This is a genomic window from Vibrio sp. 10N.222.46.A1 (genome assembly GCF_041473595.1).
GTDB lineage: Bacteria > Pseudomonadota > Gammaproteobacteria > Enterobacterales > Vibrionaceae > Vibrio > Vibrio tasmaniensis_A.
In genome coordinates this window covers 1-21,303 of the sequence record NZ_JBFRSN010000129.1, presented here as the reverse complement: position 1 = coordinate 21,303, position 21,303 = coordinate 1, and the positions used below count along the sequence as shown (strand labels likewise).

The following is a 21,303-nucleotide window of genomic DNA, read 5'->3' as shown; positions in this document are numbered from 1 at the left end:
GTCATGTACTAAACACAGCTACCTAGTAACTGATATTGAAGATCTTGCTCCAGCGCTCGCTGAAGCGTTTGTAGTAGCAAAGTCTGGCCGTCCTGGCCCGGTTATCGTCGATATCGCTAAAGATGTTCAACTAGCAGAAGCACCTGTTAACACTCTTCCTGAATTTACTCCACCCGCAATTCCTATTGCGACAACTGATGCCATTGAACAGGCACAGTACTTTTTGTCTCAAGCAACCCGTCCTGTTTTATACGTAGGTGGTGGTGTTCAACTGGCGAAAGCAACCGATGCGGTTCGTGAATTTTTACGCCTTAACCCAATGCCAGCAGTAAGCACACTGAAAGGCTTGGGCACTATCGAACGTGACGACCCACACTACCTTGGCATGCTGGGTATGCACGGCACTAAAGCCGCTAACCTTGTGGTTCAAGAGAGTGACCTATTGATTGTAGTCGGTGCTCGTTTTGATGACCGAGTAACGGGCAAACTCGATACCTTCGCGCCGCATGCTAAGGTTATCCATATCGATATCGATGCCGCTGAGTTCAGCAAACTGCGTCTTGCCAATGCTCCAATTCGCGGTGACATCAACAAGATCATGCCTCAACTGGAGCTAAGCCAAGACATCTCCTCTTGGGTTCACCACTCTGAAGGCCTTCGTAGCTCATTTAAATGGCGTTACGACCACCCTGGCGACCTTATCTTCGCACCTCTGTTGTTGAAACAACTGTCAGACATGATGCCTGCGAGTTCTATGGTTTCGACCGATGTTGGCCAACATCAGATGTGGGCAGCTCAACACATTCAGCCACGCGATCCACAAAACTTCATCACTTCAGCGGGCTTAGGCACTATGGGCTTTGGCCTACCTGCAGCCATGGGTGCATCGGTTGGTCGTCCTAATGACCAATCTATACTTATCTCTGGTGACGGCTCGTTCATGATGAACATTCAAGAGCTTGGTACGCTGAAGCGTCGCCAAATCCCAGTAAAAATGGTGCTGCTTAACAACTCGCGCTTAGGCATGGTTCGCCAATGGCAATCGCTGTTCTTTGATGGCCGACACAGTGAAACCATCTTGGATGACAACCCGGATTTCGTCATGCTAGCGAAAGCATTTGATATCCCGGGCAAAACCATCACGCGTAAAGAAGAAGTAGAACCAGCACTGAAAGAGATGCTAGAGAGCAAAACCGCTTACCTACTTCATGTTCTTATCGATGAAGAAGAGAACGTATGGCCACTAGTACCGCCAGGTGCTTCAAACAGTGAGATGTTGGAGAACACATAACATGAAAAGATACCTATTAGACATCAAAGCCGATGATAAGCCTGTACTACTAGAGCGTGTTCTTCGTGTTATCCGCCACCGTGGCTTTATTGTTAAGCAAGTAGCTGGCACTCAAAACCACGAAAGCAAAGTGGCGAGTGTTGAGATCATTGTCGACAGTGAGCGTCCGATCTCTTTCTTGGTAAACCAAATCGAAAAACTGTGGGACGTGCGTACCGTTGACGTTATCTCGATCAGCCGTAATGAATTGCCAAACAACAACTTACAACAAAAGATAAACGCATAAGGAACCGCTAACATGACAGCTAAAACAGCAGACTATATTTGGTTTAACGGTGAAATGGTTCCTTGGGCAGAGGCGAACGTTCACGTCCTGACTCACGCAATGCACTACGGTACTTCTGTGTTTGAAGGTGTTCGTTGTTACAACACGCCAAAGGGCCCGGTTATCTTCCGTCACCCAGAGCATGCAAGACGCCTAAAAGACTCAGCGAAAATCTACCGCTTCCCAATTCCTTACACAGAGGAAGAAATTATGGAAGCGACTCGCGAAACGCTACGCCAAAATAAGCTAGAGTCAGCGTACATCCGCCCTCTCGGCTTTGTCGGTAACGTTGGTTTGGGTGTCTGCCCGCCAGAAAACACTGAGATGGATCTGATCATCGCTGCTTTCCCTTGGGGTTCTTACCTAGGCGAAGAAGCGCTAGAAAATGGCGTAGATGCGATGATATCAAGCTGGAATCGTGCAGCGCCAAATACCATCCCAACCGCAGCAAAAGCCGGTGGTAACTACCTATCTTCACTACTGGTTGGTGGTGAAGCTCGTCGTCATGGTTACGATGAAGGTATCGCACTGAGCGTCGATGGTTACCTTTCAGAAGGTGCAGGCGAGAACATCTTCGTGATTCGTAATGGCGTGCTATCAACACCACCAGCAACCAGCGCAATTCTGCCGGGTATTACTCGTGATTCGATCATGACGCTAGCAAAAGACATGGGTTATGAAATCCGTGAAGAGAACATTGCTCGTGAAGCGCTATATCTTGCCGATGAAGTCTTCATGACAGGCACAGCTGCAGAAATCGTTCCAGTTCGCAGCGTAGACAAAATTACAGTAGGTGAAGGCAAACGCGGTCCTATCACTGAAAAAGTTCAAGCGGCTTACTTTGGTTTATTCAATGGCACTACTGAAGATAAGTGGGGCTGGTTAGATTACGTTTATCCAGCAGACCAAACTTCAGAAAGCCAAACACAAACCACTAAGTAAGCAACAGCCAAATATTTTATAAGGATTTAAGCAATGCCAATCTATCGTTCAGCAACGACTACCCACGGACGCAACATGGCTGGTGCGCGCGCTTTATGGCGTGCAACTGGCGTTAAAGATGATGACTTCGGTAAGCCAATCATCGCGGTTGTAAACTCTTTCACTCAATTCGTACCTGGCCACGTTCACCTTAAAGATATGGGTCAACTGGTTGCAGGTGAAATCGAGAAAGCGGGCGGTATCGCTAAAGAATTCAACACCATCGCAGTCGATGATGGTATCGCAATGGGCCACGGCGGCATGCTGTACTCACTGCCATCACGTGAGCTTATCGCAGACTCGGTAGAGTACATGGTCAATGCACACTGTGCAGATGCGATGGTGTGTATCTCTAACTGTGACAAAATCACTCCGGGAATGATGATGGCAGCTATGCGCCTAAACATCCCTGTGATCTTTGTATCAGGCGGCCCAATGGAAGCAGGTAAAACCAAGCTTTCAGATCAAATCATCAAGCTCGACCTTGTTGACGCGATGATTCAAGGCGCCGATCCAACCATTTCTGATGAGCAAAGTGAGCAAGTAGAGCGTTCAGCATGTCCAACCTGTGGTTCATGTTCAGGTATGTTCACAGCAAACTCAATGAACTGTCTAACAGAAGCACTTGGTCTATCTCAGCCTGGTAACGGTTCTATGCTGGCAACACACGCAGACCGTGAAGAGCTGTTCATCAATGCCGGTAAGCGTATCGTTGATCTAACCAAGCGTTACTACGAGCAAGACGACGAATCAGCACTGCCACGCAACATTGCAAACCGCGCTGCCTTTGATAATGCGATGGCACTTGATATCGCAATGGGTGGTTCTAGTAACACCGTTCTTCACCTTTTGGCAGCAGCTCAAGAAGGCGACATTGATTTCGATATGGATGATATCGACGCGATGTCTCGCCGTGTTCCACACCTATGTAAAGTGGCACCTTCAACTCCGAAATACCACATGGAAGACGTTCACCGCGCTGGTGGCGTAATGGCTATCCTTGGTGAACTTGACCGTGCAGGTCTACTAAACAACCAAACTCGCACGGTACTTGGTCTAAGCATGCAAGAGCAACTTGCACAGTACGACATCATGCAGACAGAAGACGAAGCCGTGCTTAAGTTCTTCCGTGCTGGTCCTGCGGGCATCCGTACAACTAAAGCTTTCTCACAAGATTGTCGTTGGGATCGTCTTGATGACGATCGCAAAGAAGGTTGTATCCGTACTAAAGAAAACGCATTCAGCCAAGAAGGTGGACTAGCGGTACTTTCAGGTAACATCGCGGTTGATGGTTGTATCGTTAAGACCGCGGGTGTTGATGAAGAAAACCTTAAATTCCAAGGCCCTGCAATCGTATTCGAAAGCCAAGATACGGCAGTAGACGGCATCTTAGCGGGTAAAGTAAAAGCCGGCGAAGTGGTTGTTATTCGTTACGAAGGTCCTAAAGGTGGTCCGGGCATGCAAGAGATGCTTTACCCAACGACTTACTTGAAATCAATGGGCTTAGGCAAGTCATGTGCTCTACTGACTGATGGTCGCTTCTCTGGTGGTACATCAGGTCTGTCTATCGGTCACGCTTCTCCAGAAGCAGCAAGTGGCGGTGTGATTGGTCTAGTGAACACGGGCGATATTATCACTATCGACATCCCTAGCCGCTCAATCACACTTGATGTGCCAGAAGCAGAGCTTGAAGCACGTCGCGTTAAACAAGATGCACTAGGCTGGAAACCAGAAAACCGTCAGCGTGAAGTGTCTTTCGCACTGAAAGCTTATGCAAGCATGGCGACCAGTGCCGACAAAGGCGCTGTACGTGATAAGTCTAAACTTGAGGGCTAACTATGAGTGATGACACCTCCAGCCCCCAAAAACAAACTGGCGCAGATTATCTGCGCCAGATCCTGAGAGCGCCGGTTTACGAAGCGGCGATTGTGACACCTCTGCAAGATATGCCACGCTTAAGCGCTCGTATCGGTAATCAGGTTCAGCTTAAACGAGAAGACCGTCAGCCGGTGCACTCGTTCAAGCTACGTGGTGCCTACAACATGGTATCAAGCCTTTCTGAACAACAGAAAGCCGCAGGTGTGATTGCTGCATCGGCAGGTAACCATGCTCAAGGTATGGCGCTGTCCGGTTCTAAGCTTGGTATTCAGACCACGATTGTGATGCCAAAAACGACGCCGGATATCAAGGTTGATGCGGTACGCGGATTTGGTGGTAATGTGGTTCTGCACGGCAGTAATTTCGATGAAGCAAAAGCGGAAGCGGAACGCCTATCGGCTGAACATGGCTTCACCTTTGTACCTCCTTTCGATCACCCACTGGTGATTGCAGGGCAAGGTACTATGGGCATGGAGATGCTGCAGCAAAACGGTCACATGGATTATATCTTTGTGCCGGTTGGTGGTGGTGGCTTAGCCGCTGGTGTTGCAGTGCTTATCAAACAACTGATGCCAGAGATTAAAGTGATTGCGGTAGAGCCTGAAGACTCAGCTTGCTTGAAAGCAGCACTGGATGCGGGTGAACCAGTGGTACTGGATCAGGTCAGCATGTTTGCTGATGGTGTTGCGGTTAAACGCATTGGTGAAGAAACCTTCCGTCTTTGCCAACAGTACATTGATGGTCATATTACAGTATCTAGCGATGAAATCTGCTCTGCGGTAAAGGACATCTTTGAAGACACCCGTGCAATTGCTGAGCCTTCAGGAGCGCTTGCTCTGGCAGGCCTTAAGAAGTTTGCAGAACAAAACCAACTGCAAAATAAGCAACTAGCAACGGTATTGTCTGGTGCGAACACCAACTTCCACGGTCTGCGTTATGTCTCTGAGCGTTGTGAATTGGGTGAGAAGCGAGAAGGTCTACTTGCGGTGACTATTCCAGAACGACAAGGTGCGTTCCTAGAGTTCTGTAACATTATTGGTGGTCGAGCGGTGACTGAGTTTAACTACCGCCACAACGACGAAAGCCTGGCGAATATCTTCGTTGGTGTACGTCTACAAGGTGGACAAGAAGAACTCGAACACATCATCAATGACTTACGTGAGGGTGACTACGCGGTTGTCGACTTGTCTGATGACGAGATGGCAAAACTTCATATTCGTTACATGATTGGCGGCAAACCATCGAAACCATTGAAAGAGCGTCTGTACAGCTTTGAGTTCCCTGAATACCCAGGAGCATTGATTAAATTCCTTGATACCTTAGGGACTCACTGGAATATCAGCTTGTTCAACTATCGTAACCATGGTGCTGATTACGGTCGTGTGCTGTGTGGTTTTGAGCTTGGTGATGACGATTTGGCTCAGTTCTCTACGCATTTAGAAGAACTCGGCTACCAATGCAAAGATGAAACCGATAACCCTTCCTACAAGTTCTTCTTGTCTTAAAAGTTCGGACTAAACATGAAAAAGAGCGAGTTATGATAACTCGCTCTTTTTATTGGGCTGATTCAAACCTAACCCGAATGATCTTCAACGGATCGCATCATTAGATCGCTTTACGATGATCCAACCAATCTTGGTGAAGTTGCTCACTTGATCCTAGATATTTGACCATCCATTCGATCAATTTATGGTTATCGTCTTTTCGCCACACCAAACAACAATGACTCTGCGGGCTTGGCTCGGGCAATATTTTTTCTACCAGCAAACCTTGCTCAATAATAGGTGCGGCGATATGCCTTGGCATGTAACCCACCCCAACACCATTTTTAAGACACTCTATCGCACTGTACCAGTTAGGTAACAATAGACGCCTTTGATTCGAAAAGTGCCCTGTGTGTCGCTTAGGCAGTACACTAGAGGTATCATCCAAACATATTGCTGGGTATTGACTGACAAAGGCTTCATTAAGGTTTTGCTCTCGCACACACGGGTGACTGGGTGACATCACAAATGCCCAATCTAACCGCCCCATATCCTTAACTTCAAAGTCACCACCAACCGGAATCGCCGAGGTTGCACCAATCACGACATCCGCCCTGCCCTGTGCAATGGCTTCCCAAGAGCCGTTAAACACTTCCATGTTAATCTGCAGCTCAGCGAACTCAAAGGTTTGATAAAACTCTTCAATCATAGGCTTCATCTTGTCGAGCTTAACCACGTTATCAAGCGTTAAGCGCAAGGTTTTCTTCCAACCACGCGCAGCTCGGCGAGTCTGGGCACTGAGTTCTTCCATCTGTCTCAGCAGTTGACGAGCCTCTTCAATAAACAACTCACCTGCAGGTGTCAGCTCTACTTTTCTTGGTAACCGTCTGAAAAGTAGAACATCAAGCTCTTGCTCTACCTGCCTAACCCCATAGCTGATCGCTGAGGGCACTTTGTGCAATTGTTCTGCCGCCGCAGTAAAACTGCCTAAGCGAGCAACAGTATCGAGCATTTCTAAAGAGGATTTAGAGAACATAAGCCTTCAAATTTTTTGATTGATAACCACATATTTTAGCGTTTTATTTTATCAGGTCTGAAAAATAGAATGTCAGCACAAATAAACAGGGGCTTTCACTTCTGTATATCAAACAATTTTTTTGATGATAAAAACATCACTACCTTTAGCTTAATGGCATCTTATGAATATTTCTAAATTTCAATTGGTCTACCTTGCAGTACTTTCAATGCTTGGCTTTATTGCGACCGATATGTACCTTCCTGCATTTAAGGCAATGGAAGTTGATTTCGCAACCGGTCCAGAGCAGATTGCTCTGTCTCTAACTGTATTCCTTGGCGGTATGGCAATGGGTCAGCTTCTTTGGGGTCTGGCGAGTGACAAGTATGGTCACCGCAACACACTAACGGTTGGTCTTGTTATCTTTACGGCAGCGTCATTCGGCTTGGCATTCAGCACCGAGGTATGGCACCTACTAACACTACGCTTCATTCAAGCGATCGGTGTGTGTGCGCCTGCGGTAATCTGGCAAGCAATGGTTATCAAGCGTTACTCGCAAAGCAGTAGCCAGCAAATTTTTGCTACTATCATGCCTCTAGTAGCGCTATCTCCAGCACTAGCACCTCAACTGGGTGTGTTGCTAGCAGACAGCTTTGGCTGGCACAGTATCTTCATTACATTGACTTTGATGGGCGCACTACTAATTGCAACAACAATGGCTCAACCAAAAGAAGCGCCTGAAGTAAAGCAGACATCGATTAAGACAGACATCAAGATGTTGATAAAATCAAAGCCTTACATGGGTAATGTTTTAATGTTTGCTTCGGCATCTGCAGCGTTCTTCGCTTACCTAACGGGTATGCCAGAGATAATGGCTCAGCTAGGTTATGAAGCAAAAGACATCGGCTTGAGCTTTATCCCACAGACAATCGCGTTCATGGCGGGTGGTTATTTCGGTAAGCAAGCGGTGAAGAAATATGGTGATGGCGTTGTACTAAGAAATCTTATCGGTTTGTTCAGCGTTGCAGCGATGCTTATCTTCATTGCATCACAGTGGGAACTGACGTCAATCTGGCCTCTGCTTGCGCCTTTCTGTTTGATTGCAGTAGCAAACGGTGCACTTTACCCAATAGTAGTAAACCGTGCTCTATCAAGTGCTAAGCAAAGCCCAGCAACAGCTGCTGGCCTACAAAACAGCCTGCAAATCAGTATCAGTGGCCTATCAAGTGCATTGGTCGCGGCAATGGCTAGCCAAGCACTAAGCGCAACGGGTATCGCGGTTGTGATTTGTTTGGGTGCATTGTGGGTTGGCTATATTGTTTCAAACAAAGAGCTTTCTGAACACTTCGCGACACCAGACAACTCTCGAGTGGTCGCTGACGAGAAACAAGACTAGTTTCTCGTTTAACGAAAACAAAAAAAGAGCGAGTAATCTCGCTCTTTTTTTATATCTAAAGTTATTTAGAAAGCAGCCAGTGGCATTGCTACTGGCTTGTATCCGAATATCTTTTGGACGTTAGTACTTACTTCTTAGTTGGACGTTTCCAATCAGCAATCTTACGTTCTTTAGCACGGCTGATAACTAACTCATTTTCAGCAACATCACGAGTTACTGTAGAGCCAGCACCAACGGTAGCGCCATTACCAATAGTAACTGGAGCAATTAATTGACTATCTGAGCCAACGAATACGTCATCGCCGATGATGGTCTTAAACTTGTTTGCGCCATCATAGTTACAAGTGATAGCACCTGCACCCACGTTTACGCGCTGACCAATTTCAGCATCGCCTAAGTACGTTAAGTGATTCGCTTTAGAGCCCTCACCAAGGCGAGTGTTCTTCATTTCGACAAAGTTACCAACGTGCGAGTTATTACGCATGTCAGCTCCAGGACGTAAGCGAGTGAATGGACCAACCGTACAGTCTTCACCGACCGTTGCACCTTCGATTACGCTGTATGGGCGAACGATAGTGTTGTCATCAATCTCACAGTCTTTCAATACACAACCAGTGCCGATAACCACATTATCGCCAATGCTTACACTGCCTTCGATGATAACGTTAGTATCAATCTCAACATCCATACCACACTGTAATTCACCGCGTAGATCAAAGCGGCTTGGGTCGCGTAACATTACGCCTTGCTTCAATAGCTTATCTGCTTGTTCAGCTTGGTAAGCGCGCTCTAGACGAGCCAGTTGTGAGCGGTCGTTCACGCCTTCAACTTCAATTGGGCTTACTGGATGTACAGCCTCAACCGCACGACCTTCATCGTGAGCCGCTGCAATAACGTCAGTCAGGTAGTATTCACCTTGTGCGTTATCGTTGCTTAAGCCAGACAACCAACGTTTCAGATCGCCACCAGTAGCCACCATAACGCCAGTATTAATCTCTTTGATAAGCTTCTGCTCATCGGTTGCATCTTTTTGCTCAACGATAGCGACAACCGGGCCATTGCGACGAATGATACGACCGTAGCCCATCGGGTTATCTAGAACGACAGTAAGTAGTGCGATACCACCGTTTGGTTGAGCGTCTAATAGGTTTTCAATGGTTTCAGGAGAGATTAGTGGAACATCACCGTATAGCACCAATACTTTTTCATCATCAGCAAAATGTGCAGATGCTTGATCTACAGCGTGACCAGTACCTAGCTGCTCAGCTTGCAGTGCCCAATTTACAGATTCTTCAGCTAGAGTAGCCTTCATCTGATCACCACCGTGGCCGTAAACCAGGTTGATATTTTGAGCGCCTAAACCATTACATGTATCGATAACATGCTTCACCATTGGCTTACCCGCAAGCGTGTGCAGAACCTTTGGTGTGTTTGAATACATGCGAGTGCCTTTGCCCGCCGCGAGAATCACTGCGCTAAACTTCATTGTAAACCTATCCAACAGTATTTTTATTAAGCCGATATTGTAACCGTTTTTGGCCAAAAAATTAAATCACAATAACCATTTAACCAGTAGTGATGTGTAAAAGATGCATTTTTCAGAACCTAAAAATGCAAAAAGGCGACCCTTAGGTCGCCTTTATCTCAGAGTCTATAATCTTAAAAAGATTAACGACGCTGCTTTGTCAGTTCGATAACTCGTAACTGAGCAATGGCTTTAGCCAGTTCACCGGCCGCTTGTGCGAAGTCTATGTCGCCATGCTGATTTTGGATATTCTCCACAGCCTTGCGTTTAGCTTCTTCCGCCTTTGCTGCGTCTAGCTCTTCACCACGGATAGCTGTATCAGCCAGTACAGTCGCTGTACCAGGCTGAACTTCTACCATACCACCAGAAACATAAATAATTTCTTCGTGGCCGTGCTGCTTAACAATACGCACCATACCAGGCTTGATAGCGGTCAGCAGTGGAGTGTGACCATGGAAAATACCAAGCTCACCCTCACTACCGGTCACCTGAAACGTCTCAACAAGACCAGAGAAAATTTGTTTCTCGGCACTTACAACGTCTAGGTGAAAGGTTATTGCTGCCATATCGCCTCCTAGTTAGCCTTATAGCTTCTTAGCATTCTCGATAGCTTCGTCAATTGCACCACAGTACATGAACGCTTGCTCTGGAATGTCATCGTATTCACCAGATAGAAGACCTTGGAAGCCACGTAGAGTCTCTTTAAGAGGTACGTAAACGCCTGGGTCACCTGTAAATACTTCCGCTACGTGGTAAGGCTGAGTTAGGAACTTCTCAATCTTACGAGCACGAGATACAACTTGCTTATCTTCTTCAGATAGCTCGTCCATACCTAGGATAGCAATGATATCTTTCAGCTCTTTATAGCGCTGAAGAGTAGACTGAACGCCACGAGCGATGTCGTAGTGTTCTTGTCCAACTACCAATGGATCCAGTTGACGTGAAGTAGAATCTAGCGGGTCGATCGCTGGGTATAGACCCATAGATGCGATGTTACGGTTAAGTACAACCGTTGCATCCAAGTGAGCGAACGTTGTTGCTGGAGACGGGTCAGTCAAGTCATCCGCAGGTACGTATACCGCCTGTACAGACGTGATAGAACCAGCTTTAGTTGACGTGATACGCTCTTGTAGAACACCCATTTCTTCAGCTAGTGTAGGTTGGTAACCTACCGCAGAAGGCATACGACCTAGAAGTGCTGATACTTCAGTACCTGCTAGTGTGTAACGGTAGATGTTATCAACGAACAGTAGAACGTCACGACCTTCGTCACGGAAGCGCTCTGCCATTGTTAGACCAGTCAGTGCAACACGTAGACGGTTACCTGGTGGCTCGTTCATCTGGCCGTAAACCATCGCTACTTTTGATTCTTCAGGTTTTTCGATGTTTACAACACCTGCTTCCTGCATCTCAAAGTAGAAATCGTTACCTTCACGAGTACGCTCACCTACACCTGCAAATACAGATAGGCCTGAGTGTTGAAGTGCGATGTTGTTGATAAGTTCCATCATGTTAACGGTCTTACCTACACCAGCACCACCGAATAGACCGATTTTACCACCTTTAGCGAATGGACAAATCAAGTCGATTACTTTAACACCAGTTTCTAGAAGAGCTGTCTCGTTAGACTGCTCTTCGTAGCTTGGAGCTTCACGGTGAATGGCGTAATGCTCTTCAGCACCAATCTCGCCACACTCATCAATCGCGTCACCTAGGACATTCATGATACGACCCAATGTCTTAGTACCTACTGGTACTGAGATTGGAGCGCCAGTATTTTCAACTGTCAAACCACGACGTAAACCATCAGAGCTACCCATTACGATTGCGCGAACTACGCCACCGCCAAGTTGTTGCTGAACTTCAAGAACTAGACGCTCTTTCACTTCATTAACATTCAGAGCATCGTATACACGAGGTACTTCGCCCTGTGGGAACTCTACGTCGACTACCGCACCGATGATCTGTACGATCTTACCTGTAGCCATCGTTAATCCTCTAACTATTTAGTTTTACCTAAGCTTAAACCGCAGCTGCGCCTGAAACGATCTCAGAAAGTTCTTGTGTAATCGCCGATTGACGGGCTTTGTTATACACAAGTTCTAAGTCATCAATAATGTCACCAGCATTATCTGTTGCTGATTTCATTGCAATCATTCGAGCCGCTTGCTCACAAGCAAGGTTCTCGACCACACCTTGGTACACTTGAGATTCGACATAGCGAACCAATAGTGCATCTAGTAGTGGCTTTGGCTCGGGCTCATAAATGTAGTCCCAAGAATGACTGCGTTTCATTTCTTCGCTGTCTGATTTAGGCAAAGGAAGTAATTGATCGATCGTTGGTTCTTGAACCATAGTGTTTTCAAACTTGTTGAACACTACGAACAGGCGATCTAGTTCGCCTTCATCATATTTCTTCAGCATAACGCTCACAGAGCCAATCAAGTCTTCAAGGCTTGGACGATCGCCCAGACCAGAAACTTGAGCTGCTACTTTCGCGCCGCTGTTGTTGAAAAATGCTGTTGCTTTAGAGCCTACAATTGCAAGCTCAACATCAGCACCTTTCTCAGACCAATCTTTCATGTCGTTCATGGCTTTCTTGAACAAGTTAATGTTCAAACCACCACAAAGACCACGGTCTGTAGAAACGATGATGTAACCAACACGTTTGGCTTCACGTTCCTCAAGATAAGGATGCTTATACTCGAGGCTACCATTAGCCAAATGACCGATCACTTTACGCATTGTTTCTGCATATGGACGAGTAGCTTCCATTGCGTCTTGAGAACGACGCATTTTTGAAGCTGCTACCATTTCCATTGCTTTCGTAATCTTCTGTGTGCTTTTAACACTACCGATTTTATTACGTATCTCTTTTGCGCCGGCCATCGTTACTCTCCGTTAATGGTATGAGGTGGCCCTAAGACCACCTACCAATTACCAGGTCTGGGTTGCCTTGAAATCGTCAACAAGCTTCTTCAGCTCAGCTTCGATTTCTTTGTTGAAAGCACCCGTTGCGTCGATCTGTGTTACTAGATCAGCGTATTGACCACGAGCAAACGACAGTAAAGCAGCTTCAAAGTCTAGAACTTTAGAAAGTTCAACGTCTTGAAGGTATCCACGCTCTGCAGCGAAGATTACTAGAGCTTGGTCAAATACAGACATAGGAGCGTATTGCTTCTGCTTCATCAGTTCTGTAACTTTTTGACCGTGGTCTAGCTGCTTCTTAGTCGCTTCATCAAGATCCGAAGAGAACTGAGCAAATGCTGCAAGTTCACGGTATTGAGCTAGAGCAGTACGGATACCGCCAGATAGCTTCTTGATGATTTTAGTCTGCGCCGAACCACCTACACGAGAAACTGAGATACCTGGGTCAACAGCTGGACGTACGCCCGCGTTGAACAGCTCAGTTTGTAGGAAGATCTGACCATCAGTAATCGAGATTACGTTCGTTGGTACGAATGCAGATACGTCACCAGCTTGCGTTTCGATGATAGGAAGAGCTGTTAAAGAACCAGTCTTGCCTGTCACTTCGCCGTTAGTGAATTTTTCTACGTATGCTTCGCTTACACGAGCTGCACGCTCAAGTAGACGAGAGTGAAGGTAGAAAACATCACCTGGGAACGCTTCACGACCTGGTGGACGCTTAAGTAGTAGCGAGATTTGACGGTAAGCGACAGCTTGCTTAGATAGATCATCATAAACAATCAGTGCATCTTCACCGCGATCACGGAAGTATTCGCCCATCGCACAACCAGCATACGGTGCAAGGTATTGCAGCGCTGCAGATTCAGAAGCAGATGCAACAACAACAACAGTGTTTGCTAGTGCGCCGTGCTCTTCTAGTTTGCGAACTACGTTAGCAATAGTCGACGCTTTTTGGCCGATAGCTACGTAGATAGAGAAAATACCAGAATCTTTTTGGTTAATAATCGCATCGATCGCCATTGCTGTTTTACCAGTCTGACGGTCACCGATTACTAGCTCACGTTGACCACGACCGATAGGGATCATTGAGTCAACAGACTTGTAACCAGTTTGAACAGGTTGATCTACCGATTTACGGTCGATTACACCTGGTGCGATAATTTCTACAGGCGAAGTCAATTTAGCTTCGATTGGACCTTTACCATCAATTGGCTCACCTAGCGTGTTTACAACACGACCAAGCATTTCAGGACCTACTGGTACTTCTAGAATACGACCAGTACCTGTAACTTTCATGCCTTCCTGTAGGTCAGCATACGGGCCCATTACAACAGCACCAACCGAATCACGGTTCAAGTTTAGTGCTAGAGCGTAACGGCCACCCGGTAGTTCGATCATTTCACCTTGCATCACGTCCGCTAGGCCGTGGATGCTAAGGATGCCATCGCTTACAGAAACGATAGTACCTTCATTGCGAGCTTCACTAACAACGTCGAAAGATTCAATACGTTGTTTAATTAGATCGCTAATTTCAGTGGAATTAAGTTGCATGCTCCAATCCCCATTAAGACTGCAATGCATCGCTCAGGCGGTCTAAACGACTGCGCGCTGAGTTATCGATGACTAGGTCTCCGGCTCGAATAATAACTCCACTAAGTAGAGTCTCATCTATACTGCAATTCAGCTGAACTTTGCGCGCTAAGCGCTGTTCCAATTTGCTGCTGATCTCTGCTCGTTGTTCTTCAGAAAGTTCTACCGCTGAAGTTACTTCAACGTCGATCTCTTTCTCATACTCTTTTTTGAGTATAAAGAACTCTTTACAAACATCAGGAAAAGCCATTAAGCGGCCATTCTCTGCCATCACTTTAATTAAGTTCTGACCGAATTCATCAAATTGTTCGCCACAAATTACAATGAATACTTCAGCTAATTTTTCAGCAGTCATAGAACCGCTTAATAAATTGTGAACATCATCATTTTGTGCCACTTCGGCAGCAAAAGTAAGCATTTGACCCCATTGGTCTAGCTCACCTTTATCTACCGCAAAGTCAAACGCTGCTTTAGCATAGGGGCGTGCGATTGTAGTCAAATCAGACATATACAGCCCCTTGCTTTAAAGTTTTGCAGTAATGTTGTTAAGAAGATCATCGTGTACATCTTTATCGATTGTACGTTCAAGGATTTTCTCAGCACCAGCTATAGCCAGAGTTGCGACTTGTTTGCGCAGGTCATCACGGGCACGTGTACGCTCTGCTTCAATTTCTGCTTCAGCTTGCGCTAAGATCTTCTGGCGTTCTGCCTGAGCCTCTTCGCGTGCTTCATCAATAATTTGAGCTTTACGTTTGTTTGCCTGATCAATAACCTCAGTTGCAGTGCGCTTTGCTTCTTTCATTTGCTCAGAAGCGTTGGCTTGTGCCAGGTTCAAGTCTTTAGCAGCGCGTTCAGCGGCTACTAGACCGTCAGCAATTTTTTTCTGACGTTCTTCAATTGCTTGCATGATTGGTGGCCATACATATTTCATGCAGAACCAAACAAACAGTGAAAAAGCAATTGCTTGACCTAGCAGAGTTGCGTTCATATTCACAACAGCTACCCCTCGTTAAGAATCAACTACAAAAATTTAATTAACTATTTAGAAGTTAATTAGCCTGCTAGTTGACCAACAAATGGGTTAGCAAACGTGAATAGTAGTGCGATTACGATACCGATCATTGGAACAGCATCCAATAGACCAGCGATGATGAACATCTTAACTTGTAGCATTGGAGCCATTTCAGGTTGACGCGCAGCGCCTTCTAGGAATTTACCACCAAGAATAGCAAAACCAATTGCAGTACCTACGGCACAAAGACCAACAATGATAGCAACAGCGATTGCTGAAAAACTTAGTACAGTTTCCATTTACGTTCTCCGATTAACATTAATAGTTAGAATAAAGCTTAAAAATTTTTTAGTGATCACTATCTTCATGAGCCATTGATAAGTAAACGATTGTCAACATCATGAAAACAAACGCTTGAATCAAAATAACCAAGATATGGAAGATAGCCCAAGGTAGTGCACCTACCCATTGTAAGTACCACGGTAGCATTGCCGCGATAAGAATAAACACCACCTCACCCGCAAACATATTACCAAATAAACGCATACCTAGAGATAGTGGCTTCGCTAATAACGAAATTACCTCAAGTACCAAGTTAAATGGAATCATGATTGGGTGATTAAATGGATGCAGTGCCAATTCTTTAGCAAATCCGCCTAGACCTTTCACTTTGATGCTGTAGTAGATCATCAGAGCAAAAACACCTAAAGCCATTGCCATTGTTATATTAACATCAGCTGTAGGAACCACTTTCAAGTAAGGGATACCTAGCCAATGCTCTGCAGGATATGGTAAGAAATCGATAGGCACTAAGTCCATCAAGTTCATAATGATAATCCAGCAGAATATAGTCAGTGCTAGTGGGGCAATCAGAGGGTTGCGGCCATGGAAAGTTTCTTTAACGTTGTCACCAACGAATTCCACTACCATTTCAACAAAACACTGAAGCTTACCAGGTACACCTACTGTTGCTTTCTTAGCGACTGAGCGAAAAACCCAAAGGAATAACATCCCTGTCAACACCGAAAAAAACAGACTGTCTATATGTACGTTCCAGAAACTTGTCTCCTCTACAAGACCAAACTTAGCTAAAGAAAGGTTTTGTAAATGGTGTTCAATGTATCCGGATGCTGTTGGCGCAGCCATAACTCATCCTATTTTTTATTGTTAATGAAAAGCACTGGCGCAAAGATATTAATACCTAGAACCAGTAAATAGGTCAGTTTGAGGGGAATTAATTCCACCTGCATATACATGTAGACGATAGAGAATAGTAGAACTGTGATTAAGATTTTGAGCGCTTCACCTGCATAGAACGACGCCGCAACTAACTTAGTTGCGCGAGCTCCACAAAATAGAAAAGCACACACACAAAAAACTACATTCGCGATGACAAAAATACCGCCACCGATTAATGCAGCAAAACCCCAATCAGGATTAACAGCTAAACCTAACCCTATCGCCACTAATATAACCGCGCTAAGCTCGATCAATAACATTTGCTTTGCAAGCACTCGTCCTGGTCTTGCTAACGCCGCTACCATGTATTCGTTCCTCTTTTAAGCCTACTTTGATACTCGCTTAAAAGCGTGCTGATAAATTGGCGAAAATTATACGTTCAGCCAAATTGATTGCAATAAGAATGCAGCAATCATTTACATTTTTGTATACAAACCGACAACTTTTGTACGAAATCACTTGTTCATTACATAATTGACCTAAATCAATTATCTCACTTAGTACTCTAATTTAGCAATAAGTTGATCTAATTTGTGAGGCTCATCAAGAGTAATTGTCACTTTTGACTTCCCACTAACAGAACGAGTAACTGAAACGTTTGCTTGCAATTTTTCCGTGAGTCTTCGTGAAAGTTCGATAGCTTCAGTGTCTTCTTGCTTCGATTCTGATTCAACGTCTGGCTTTAAGCACTTTTTAACAAGCTGCTCAGTTTGACGCACGGTCATTTTTTTGGTTGCCGCAGTGTTTGCTGCCTCAACCTGGGTATCGCCTTCGAGCGCAAGCAATGCTCTAGCATGCCCCATTTCCAGGTGTTTGTTGGAAACTAAACTTTTTACTTCATTTTCGAGCTGATTTAGACGTAATAAGTTACTAACCGTTGCTCTCGATTTACCGATCACTTCAGCAACTTGTTGATGTGTCAGCTCAAATTCGTTCTGCAAGCGCTCTAACGCTTGTGCTTCTTCGATAGCATTCAAGTCTTCACGCTGAATGTTCTCGATCAATGCCATCGCAATCGCGGCCTTGTCTTCGACTCTCTTAATTAGACATGGCACTTGCTTAAGGCCAGCTTGACGAGCAGCTCTCCAACGACGTTCGCCAGCAATAATCTCAAACTGGTCGTGTGCTAAGGGGCGTACAACGATTGGCTGAATAATACCTTGAGATTGGATTGATGCTGCCAGCTCTTCTAGCGCTTCCGGCGCAATATCCTTACGCGGTTGATATACACCTGGCTTTAAGCAACCAACAGCCAATTCGATAAGCTCACCATCAGCCGACAACGCCTGACTATAAGAAGCAACTTGCTGCTTTTCACGAGCTAATGAGCTAGTTGCAAGCAATGCATCTAGCCCCTTTCCTAAACCACGCTTAGACATTGAGCGAATTCCTTTGGTTGGACCTATACTGGGACTTCTTCACGACGTAACATTTCGCCAGCAAGAGCAAGATATGCCTTAGCTCCTGCAGAATATTTGTCGTAGTACATTGCTGGCTTGCCATGACTCGGCGCTTCTGCCAGACGCACATTTCTAGGGATCACAGTTCGATAGACTTTGCTACCGAAGTGCTTTTTGAGTTGATCAGATACTTCGTTCGATAAGCGGTTACGAGGGTCGTACATAGTACGCAGAAGACCTTCAATCTTCAGATTCTCATTGACCACCGCAGCGAGCTTGCTAATGGTATCCATCAACGCAGTCAAACCTTCCAAAGCAAAGTATTCACATTGCATAGGAACCAATACGGAATCGGCCGCAGCCATCGCATTAATTGTAAGAAGATTTAATGACGGTGGGCAATCGATAAAGATGAAATCATAGTTATTACGAATGGATGCCAACGCGTTCTTTAGGCGAACTTCACGAGCAAACACTTCCATCAATTTGATTTCTGCCGCTGTAACATCACCATTTGCGGCGATAAGGTCATAATTGCCAGATGTACTTCGGCAAACTACCTCATCAAATGGGGTGTCTTCAACCAGCAAATCGTAAGCAGTTGCTTCAACCTGATACTTGTCAACACCGCTCGCCATCGTGGCATTACCTTGAGGATCGAGGTCAACAACCAATATCTTGCGCTTTGTTGCCGCCATTGATGCTGCCAAGTTAATGCAAGTTGTTGTTTTTCCTACGCCACCCTTCTGGTTGGCAATTGCTACGATTTTACCCACTATGGCCTCGCTGATTATCCTTGACGCGATAAAGTAACTAGATGACGCTCTCCATCAAGCTCTGGCACTTGCAAAGCTTTAATGTCTGTCACTGAACACCATTCAGGTAACAGGTCGATTTCGTCTCTAGGATGTTGTCCCTTAAGAGCCAAAAATACACCGGATTGCTCTTTAGGTAAATGATGACACCACTCTACCATGTCTGTCATTGATGCAAATGCGCGACTGAGCACGGCATCAAACTTTTCTTCTGGTTGAAATTCTTCAACACGACTTTGAATCGGCACCACGTTGTCGATACCCAGCTCATGAATCACTTGCTTGATAAAACGAATACGCTTACCCAAGCTGTCTAGCAAGTAAAACTCGCAGTCAGGATTCATGATTGAGAGCGGAATCCCAGGAAGGCCAGGGCCTGTGCCAACGTCAATAAAGCGCTTGCCTTGTAAGTGAGTGCTAACAATGATGCTATCCAAGATATGTTTCACCATCATTTCTTGCGGATCACGAACTGACGTCAGATTGTATGCTTTGTTCCACTTGTTTAGTAACTCAACGTAGCCAACCAATTGGCTGCGTTGCTTTTCAGATACTTCAAGTTCAGTCTGGCCAATCAGGTGATCCAGTTTTTCGCGTAATGCGCTCATTATGCTTCCTCACCTTTTTTCAACAGGCCGTGTTTTTTCAAGTAAACCAACAGAATTGAAATTGCAGCAGGTGTGATACCTGAGATTCGCGATGCAATACCAATTGAGTCTGGTTTAGCGGTAGTTAGTTTTAGAACCACTTCGTTAGAAAGCCCTTTTACCTTACTGTAATCGATGTCAGCCGGCAGTTTGGTGTTTTCATGACGCAGTGATTTTTCAATTTCATCTTGTTGACGTTGGATATAGCCATCGTACTTCACTTGGATCTCAACTTGCTCTGAGGCTTGTTGATCTTCCAGTGCAGGACCGAAACGATCCAACGACGTTAGCTGTGAATAAGTCATTTCAGGACGACGAAGAAGATCTTCACCACTCGCTTCACGAGACATTGGTGTTTTCAGGATCTGGTTCAATTGATCAATATCTTCAGATTTTGGGTTAATCCATGTTTCTTTAAGACGTTGACGCTCTTTCTCCATGTTTTCCATCTTCTCGTTGAATCGCGTCCAACGAGCATCGTCGACCAAGCCAAGTTCACGTGACTTTTCAGTCAAACGGATATCAGCGTTGTCTTCACGAAGCAACAAGCGGTATTCCGCGCGAGATGTAAACATGCGGTACGGTTCTTTGGTACCCATTGTCGACAAGTCATCGATAAGTACACCCATGTAAGCTTGATCGCGGCGTGGGCTCCAGCCCTCTTTGCCTTGCGTAAACAAACTCGCATTCAAACCGGCCATTAAGCCTTGTGCTGCAGCTTCTTCGTAGCCAGTGGTGCCATTGATTTGCCCTGCAAAGAACAACCCCTTAATAAACTTGGTCTCGTAAGTCAGTTTAAGATCGCGAGGGTCAAAGAAATCGTACTCAATCGCGTAACCAGGACGAACGATGTGTGCGTTCTCAAAACCTTTCATTGAGTGAACGATTTTTACCTGAACATCAAACGGCAAACTGGTTGAAATACCATTAGGGTATAACTCGTGCGTCGTTAGGCCTTCAGGCTCAATGAAAATTTGGTGACTGTTTTTATCAGCAAAGCGCATCACTTTGTCTTCAATCGACGGACAGTAACGAGGGCCAATACCTTCAATCACACCAGCGTACATCGGGCTGCGATCGAGGTTGGCACGAATAACGTCATGCGTATTTTCGTTAGTGTGCGTGATGTAACATGGAATCTGACGCGGCTGCTGAGCTCGGTTACCCATGAATGAGAAAACCGGAGTCGGATTATCGCCGTGTTGAACCTCAAGATCAGAAAAATCAACGCTGCGTGCATCAATGCGAGGAGGTGTACCTGTTTTCAGGCGATCAACTCGAAATGGAAGATCACGAAGACGGTCAGCGAGCGCGATCGATGGTGGATCACCCGCACGTCCACCCGATGAACTTTCCATACCAATATGAATCTTACCGCCTAGGAATGTGCCTACCGTTAAGACCACAGCATTAGCGCGGAATTTGAGGCCCATTTGCGTAACCACACCCACCACTTGATCTTGTTCAACGATCAAGTCATCAACCGACTGTTGGAACAGAGTTAGGTTTGGTGTGTTTTCAAGAACATTACGGACAAAGGCTTTGTAAAGTGCGCGGTCAGCTTGTGCACGAGTTGCACGTACCGCAGGGCCTTTTGATGCGTTTAATGTTCTGAACTGAATACCTGCATGATCAATAGCTTGCGCCATTAATCCACCCATAGCATCGACCTCTTTTACCAAGTGGCCCTTACCGATCCCGCCAATGGCTGGGTTACAAGACATCTGTCCCAACGTATCGATATTATGAGTTAGTAATAACGTACTTTGACCAGTAC

Annotated in this window: 21 protein-coding genes; 6 read left to right on the top strand and 15 right to left on the bottom strand. The window is 45.7% G+C overall.

From position 1 onward, the window contains the following. The 5 genes from AB4496_RS04655 to ilvA all read left to right on the top strand — a co-directional run. The coding region (locus AB4496_RS04655; protein WP_372130639.1) for a thiamine pyrophosphate-dependent enzyme at nucleotides 1-1,291 on the top strand (1,291 nt) is incomplete at its 5' end. Nucleotide 1,292: 1 nt separating this feature from the next. After that, nucleotides 1,293-1,577 carry an acetolactate synthase 2 small subunit gene (gene ilvM / locus AB4496_RS04650; RefSeq protein WP_009848112.1) on the top strand — a complete coding sequence of 95 codons (285 nt, stop codon included), beginning with the start codon at nucleotides 1,293-1,295 and terminating at the stop codon, nucleotides 1,575-1,577. Nucleotides 1,578-1,589: 12 nt separating this feature from the next. Next, nucleotides 1,590-2,558: a branched-chain amino acid transaminase gene (locus AB4496_RS04645; RefSeq protein ID WP_009848113.1), complete on the top strand. Its 969-nt coding sequence runs from the start codon at nucleotides 1,590-1,592 to the stop codon at nucleotides 2,556-2,558. A 33-nt stretch (nucleotides 2,559-2,591) separates the two neighbouring features. Beyond that, nucleotides 2,592-4,433 (top strand): dihydroxy-acid dehydratase, encoded by a 1,842-nt coding sequence (ilvD, locus tag AB4496_RS04640; RefSeq protein ID WP_009848114.1) that lies wholly within the window; start codon nucleotides 2,592-2,594, stop codon nucleotides 4,431-4,433. Nucleotides 4,434-4,435: 2 nt separating this feature from the next. Then, a complete protein-coding gene (ilvA, locus tag AB4496_RS04635) occupies nucleotides 4,436-5,980 on the top strand; it encodes a threonine ammonia-lyase, biosynthetic (protein WP_009848115.1) in 1,545 nt (514 codons plus the stop codon). Between the two features lie 100 nt (nucleotides 5,981-6,080). On the opposite strand, the gene punR is transcribed toward ilvA, so the two are convergent. Continuing rightward, entirely contained in the window at nucleotides 6,081-6,995 is a 915-nt protein-coding gene (gene punR / locus AB4496_RS04630) for a DNA-binding transcriptional activator PunR (RefSeq protein WP_009848116.1), read from the bottom strand. 163 nt (nucleotides 6,996-7,158) lie between these two features. On the opposite strand from punR, the gene punC reads away from it, so the two are divergent. After that, nucleotides 7,159-8,370 (top strand): purine nucleoside transporter PunC, encoded by a 1,212-nt coding sequence (gene punC / locus AB4496_RS04625; protein ID WP_102258032.1) that lies wholly within the window; start codon nucleotides 7,159-7,161, stop codon nucleotides 8,368-8,370. A gap of 127 nt (nucleotides 8,371-8,497) precedes the next feature. On the opposite strand, the gene glmU is transcribed toward punC, so the two are convergent. The 14 genes from glmU to mnmG all read right to left on the bottom strand — a co-directional run. Beyond that, nucleotides 8,498-9,856 (bottom strand): bifunctional UDP-N-acetylglucosamine diphosphorylase/glucosamine-1-phosphate N-acetyltransferase GlmU, encoded by a 1,359-nt coding sequence (gene glmU, locus AB4496_RS04620; RefSeq protein ID WP_009848118.1) that lies wholly within the window; start codon nucleotides 9,854-9,856, stop codon nucleotides 8,498-8,500. A 182-nt stretch (nucleotides 9,857-10,038) separates the two neighbouring features. Further along, nucleotides 10,039-10,461, bottom strand: a complete 423-nt coding sequence (locus AB4496_RS04615; RefSeq protein WP_004735742.1) for a F0F1 ATP synthase subunit epsilon — start codon at nucleotides 10,459-10,461, stop codon at nucleotides 10,039-10,041. A gap of 18 nt (nucleotides 10,462-10,479) precedes the next feature. After that, entirely contained in the window at nucleotides 10,480-11,883 is a 1,404-nt protein-coding gene (gene atpD, locus AB4496_RS04610; RefSeq protein ID WP_009848119.1) for a F0F1 ATP synthase subunit beta, read from the bottom strand. A gap of 34 nt (nucleotides 11,884-11,917) precedes the next feature. After that, the gene (gene atpG / locus AB4496_RS04605) at nucleotides 11,918-12,784 is read right to left on the bottom strand and encodes a F0F1 ATP synthase subunit gamma (RefSeq protein WP_009848120.1); all 867 of its coding nucleotides are present in this window, start codon (nucleotides 12,782-12,784) and stop codon (nucleotides 11,918-11,920) included. A 48-nt stretch (nucleotides 12,785-12,832) separates the two neighbouring features. Beyond that, on the bottom strand, nucleotides 12,833-14,374 hold the full coding sequence (gene atpA / locus AB4496_RS04600; protein ID WP_009848121.1) for a F0F1 ATP synthase subunit alpha: 1,542 nt from the start codon (nucleotides 14,372-14,374) through the stop codon (nucleotides 12,833-12,835). Between the two features lie 13 nt (nucleotides 14,375-14,387). Beyond that, on the bottom strand, nucleotides 14,388-14,921 hold the full coding sequence (gene atpH, locus AB4496_RS04595; protein WP_009848122.1) for a F0F1 ATP synthase subunit delta: 534 nt from the start codon (nucleotides 14,919-14,921) through the stop codon (nucleotides 14,388-14,390). 15 nt (nucleotides 14,922-14,936) lie between these two features. Further along, entirely contained in the window at nucleotides 14,937-15,407 is a 471-nt protein-coding gene (gene atpF / locus AB4496_RS04590) for a F0F1 ATP synthase subunit B (RefSeq protein ID WP_010433231.1), read from the bottom strand. A 59-nt stretch (nucleotides 15,408-15,466) separates the two neighbouring features. After that, nucleotides 15,467-15,724, bottom strand: a complete 258-nt coding sequence (gene atpE, locus AB4496_RS04585; RefSeq protein WP_004411110.1) for a F0F1 ATP synthase subunit C — start codon at nucleotides 15,722-15,724, stop codon at nucleotides 15,467-15,469. A 49-nt stretch (nucleotides 15,725-15,773) separates the two neighbouring features. Beyond that, nucleotides 15,774-16,571: a F0F1 ATP synthase subunit A gene (gene atpB / locus AB4496_RS04580; protein ID WP_009848124.1), complete on the bottom strand. Its 798-nt coding sequence runs from the start codon at nucleotides 16,569-16,571 to the stop codon at nucleotides 15,774-15,776. A gap of 8 nt (nucleotides 16,572-16,579) precedes the next feature. Next, a complete protein-coding gene (locus tag AB4496_RS04575) occupies nucleotides 16,580-16,969 on the bottom strand; it encodes a F0F1 ATP synthase subunit I (RefSeq protein ID WP_008221392.1) in 390 nt (129 codons plus the stop codon). A 192-nt stretch (nucleotides 16,970-17,161) separates the two neighbouring features. Beyond that, the gene (locus AB4496_RS04570; protein WP_009848125.1) at nucleotides 17,162-18,043 is read right to left on the bottom strand and encodes a ParB/RepB/Spo0J family partition protein; all 882 of its coding nucleotides are present in this window, start codon (nucleotides 18,041-18,043) and stop codon (nucleotides 17,162-17,164) included. Nucleotides 18,044-18,066: 23 nt separating this feature from the next. After that, on the bottom strand, nucleotides 18,067-18,840 hold the full coding sequence (locus AB4496_RS04565; RefSeq protein ID WP_009848126.1) for a ParA family protein: 774 nt from the start codon (nucleotides 18,838-18,840) through the stop codon (nucleotides 18,067-18,069). A gap of 14 nt (nucleotides 18,841-18,854) precedes the next feature. Further along, nucleotides 18,855-19,487, bottom strand: coding sequence for a 16S rRNA (guanine(527)-N(7))-methyltransferase RsmG (gene rsmG, locus AB4496_RS04560; RefSeq protein ID WP_009848127.1), 633 nt, complete (start codon nucleotides 19,485-19,487; stop codon nucleotides 18,855-18,857). Then, a partial coding sequence (mnmG, locus tag AB4496_RS04555) for a tRNA uridine-5-carboxymethylaminomethyl(34) synthesis enzyme MnmG (RefSeq protein ID WP_372130638.1) occupies nucleotides 19,487-21,303 on the bottom strand: 1,817 nt, incomplete at its 5' end. The genes mnmG and rsmG, both read right to left, overlap by 1 nt.

Bases quoted from the DNA above. Each gene is read 5' to 3' on its own strand.
- ilvM (WP_009848112.1), top strand. From the start codon at position 1,293: ATGAAAAGATACCTATTAGACATCAAAGCCGATGATAAGCCTGTACTA.
- AB4496_RS04645 (WP_009848113.1), top strand. From the start codon at position 1,590: ATGACAGCTAAAACAGCAGACTATATTTGGTTTAACGGTGAAATGGTT.
- ilvD (WP_009848114.1), top strand. From the start codon at position 2,592: ATGCCAATCTATCGTTCAGCAACGACTACCCACGGACGCAACATGGCT.
- ilvA (WP_009848115.1), top strand. From the start codon at position 4,436: ATGAGTGATGACACCTCCAGCCCCCAAAAACAAACTGGCGCAGATTAT.
- punR (WP_009848116.1), bottom strand. From the start codon at position 6,995: ATGTTCTCTAAATCCTCTTTAGAAATGCTCGATACTGTTGCTCGCTTA.
- punC (WP_102258032.1), top strand. From the start codon at position 7,159: ATGAATATTTCTAAATTTCAATTGGTCTACCTTGCAGTACTTTCAATG.
- glmU (WP_009848118.1), bottom strand. From the start codon at position 9,856: ATGAAGTTTAGCGCAGTGATTCTCGCGGCGGGCAAAGGCACTCGCATG.
- AB4496_RS04615 (WP_004735742.1), bottom strand. From the start codon at position 10,461: ATGGCAGCAATAACCTTTCACCTAGACGTTGTAAGTGCCGAGAAACAA.
- atpD (WP_009848119.1), bottom strand. From the start codon at position 11,883: ATGGCTACAGGTAAGATCGTACAGATCATCGGTGCGGTAGTCGACGTA.
- atpG (WP_009848120.1), bottom strand. From the start codon at position 12,784: ATGGCCGGCGCAAAAGAGATACGTAATAAAATCGGTAGTGTTAAAAGC.
- atpA (WP_009848121.1), bottom strand. From the start codon at position 14,374: ATGCAACTTAATTCCACTGAAATTAGCGATCTAATTAAACAACGTATT.
- atpH (WP_009848122.1), bottom strand. From the start codon at position 14,921: ATGTCTGATTTGACTACAATCGCACGCCCCTATGCTAAAGCAGCGTTT.
- atpE (WP_004411110.1), bottom strand. From the start codon at position 15,724: ATGGAAACTGTACTAAGTTTTTCAGCAATCGCTGTTGCTATCATTGTT.
- atpB (WP_009848124.1), bottom strand. From the start codon at position 16,571: ATGGCTGCGCCAACAGCATCCGGATACATTGAACACCATTTACAAAAC.
- AB4496_RS04575 (WP_008221392.1), bottom strand. From the start codon at position 16,969: ATGGTAGCGGCGTTAGCAAGACCAGGACGAGTGCTTGCAAAGCAAATG.
- AB4496_RS04570 (WP_009848125.1), bottom strand. From the start codon at position 18,043: ATGTCTAAGCGTGGTTTAGGAAAGGGGCTAGATGCATTGCTTGCAACT.
- rsmG (WP_009848127.1), bottom strand. From the start codon at position 19,487: ATGAGCGCATTACGCGAAAAACTGGATCACCTGATTGGCCAGACTGAA.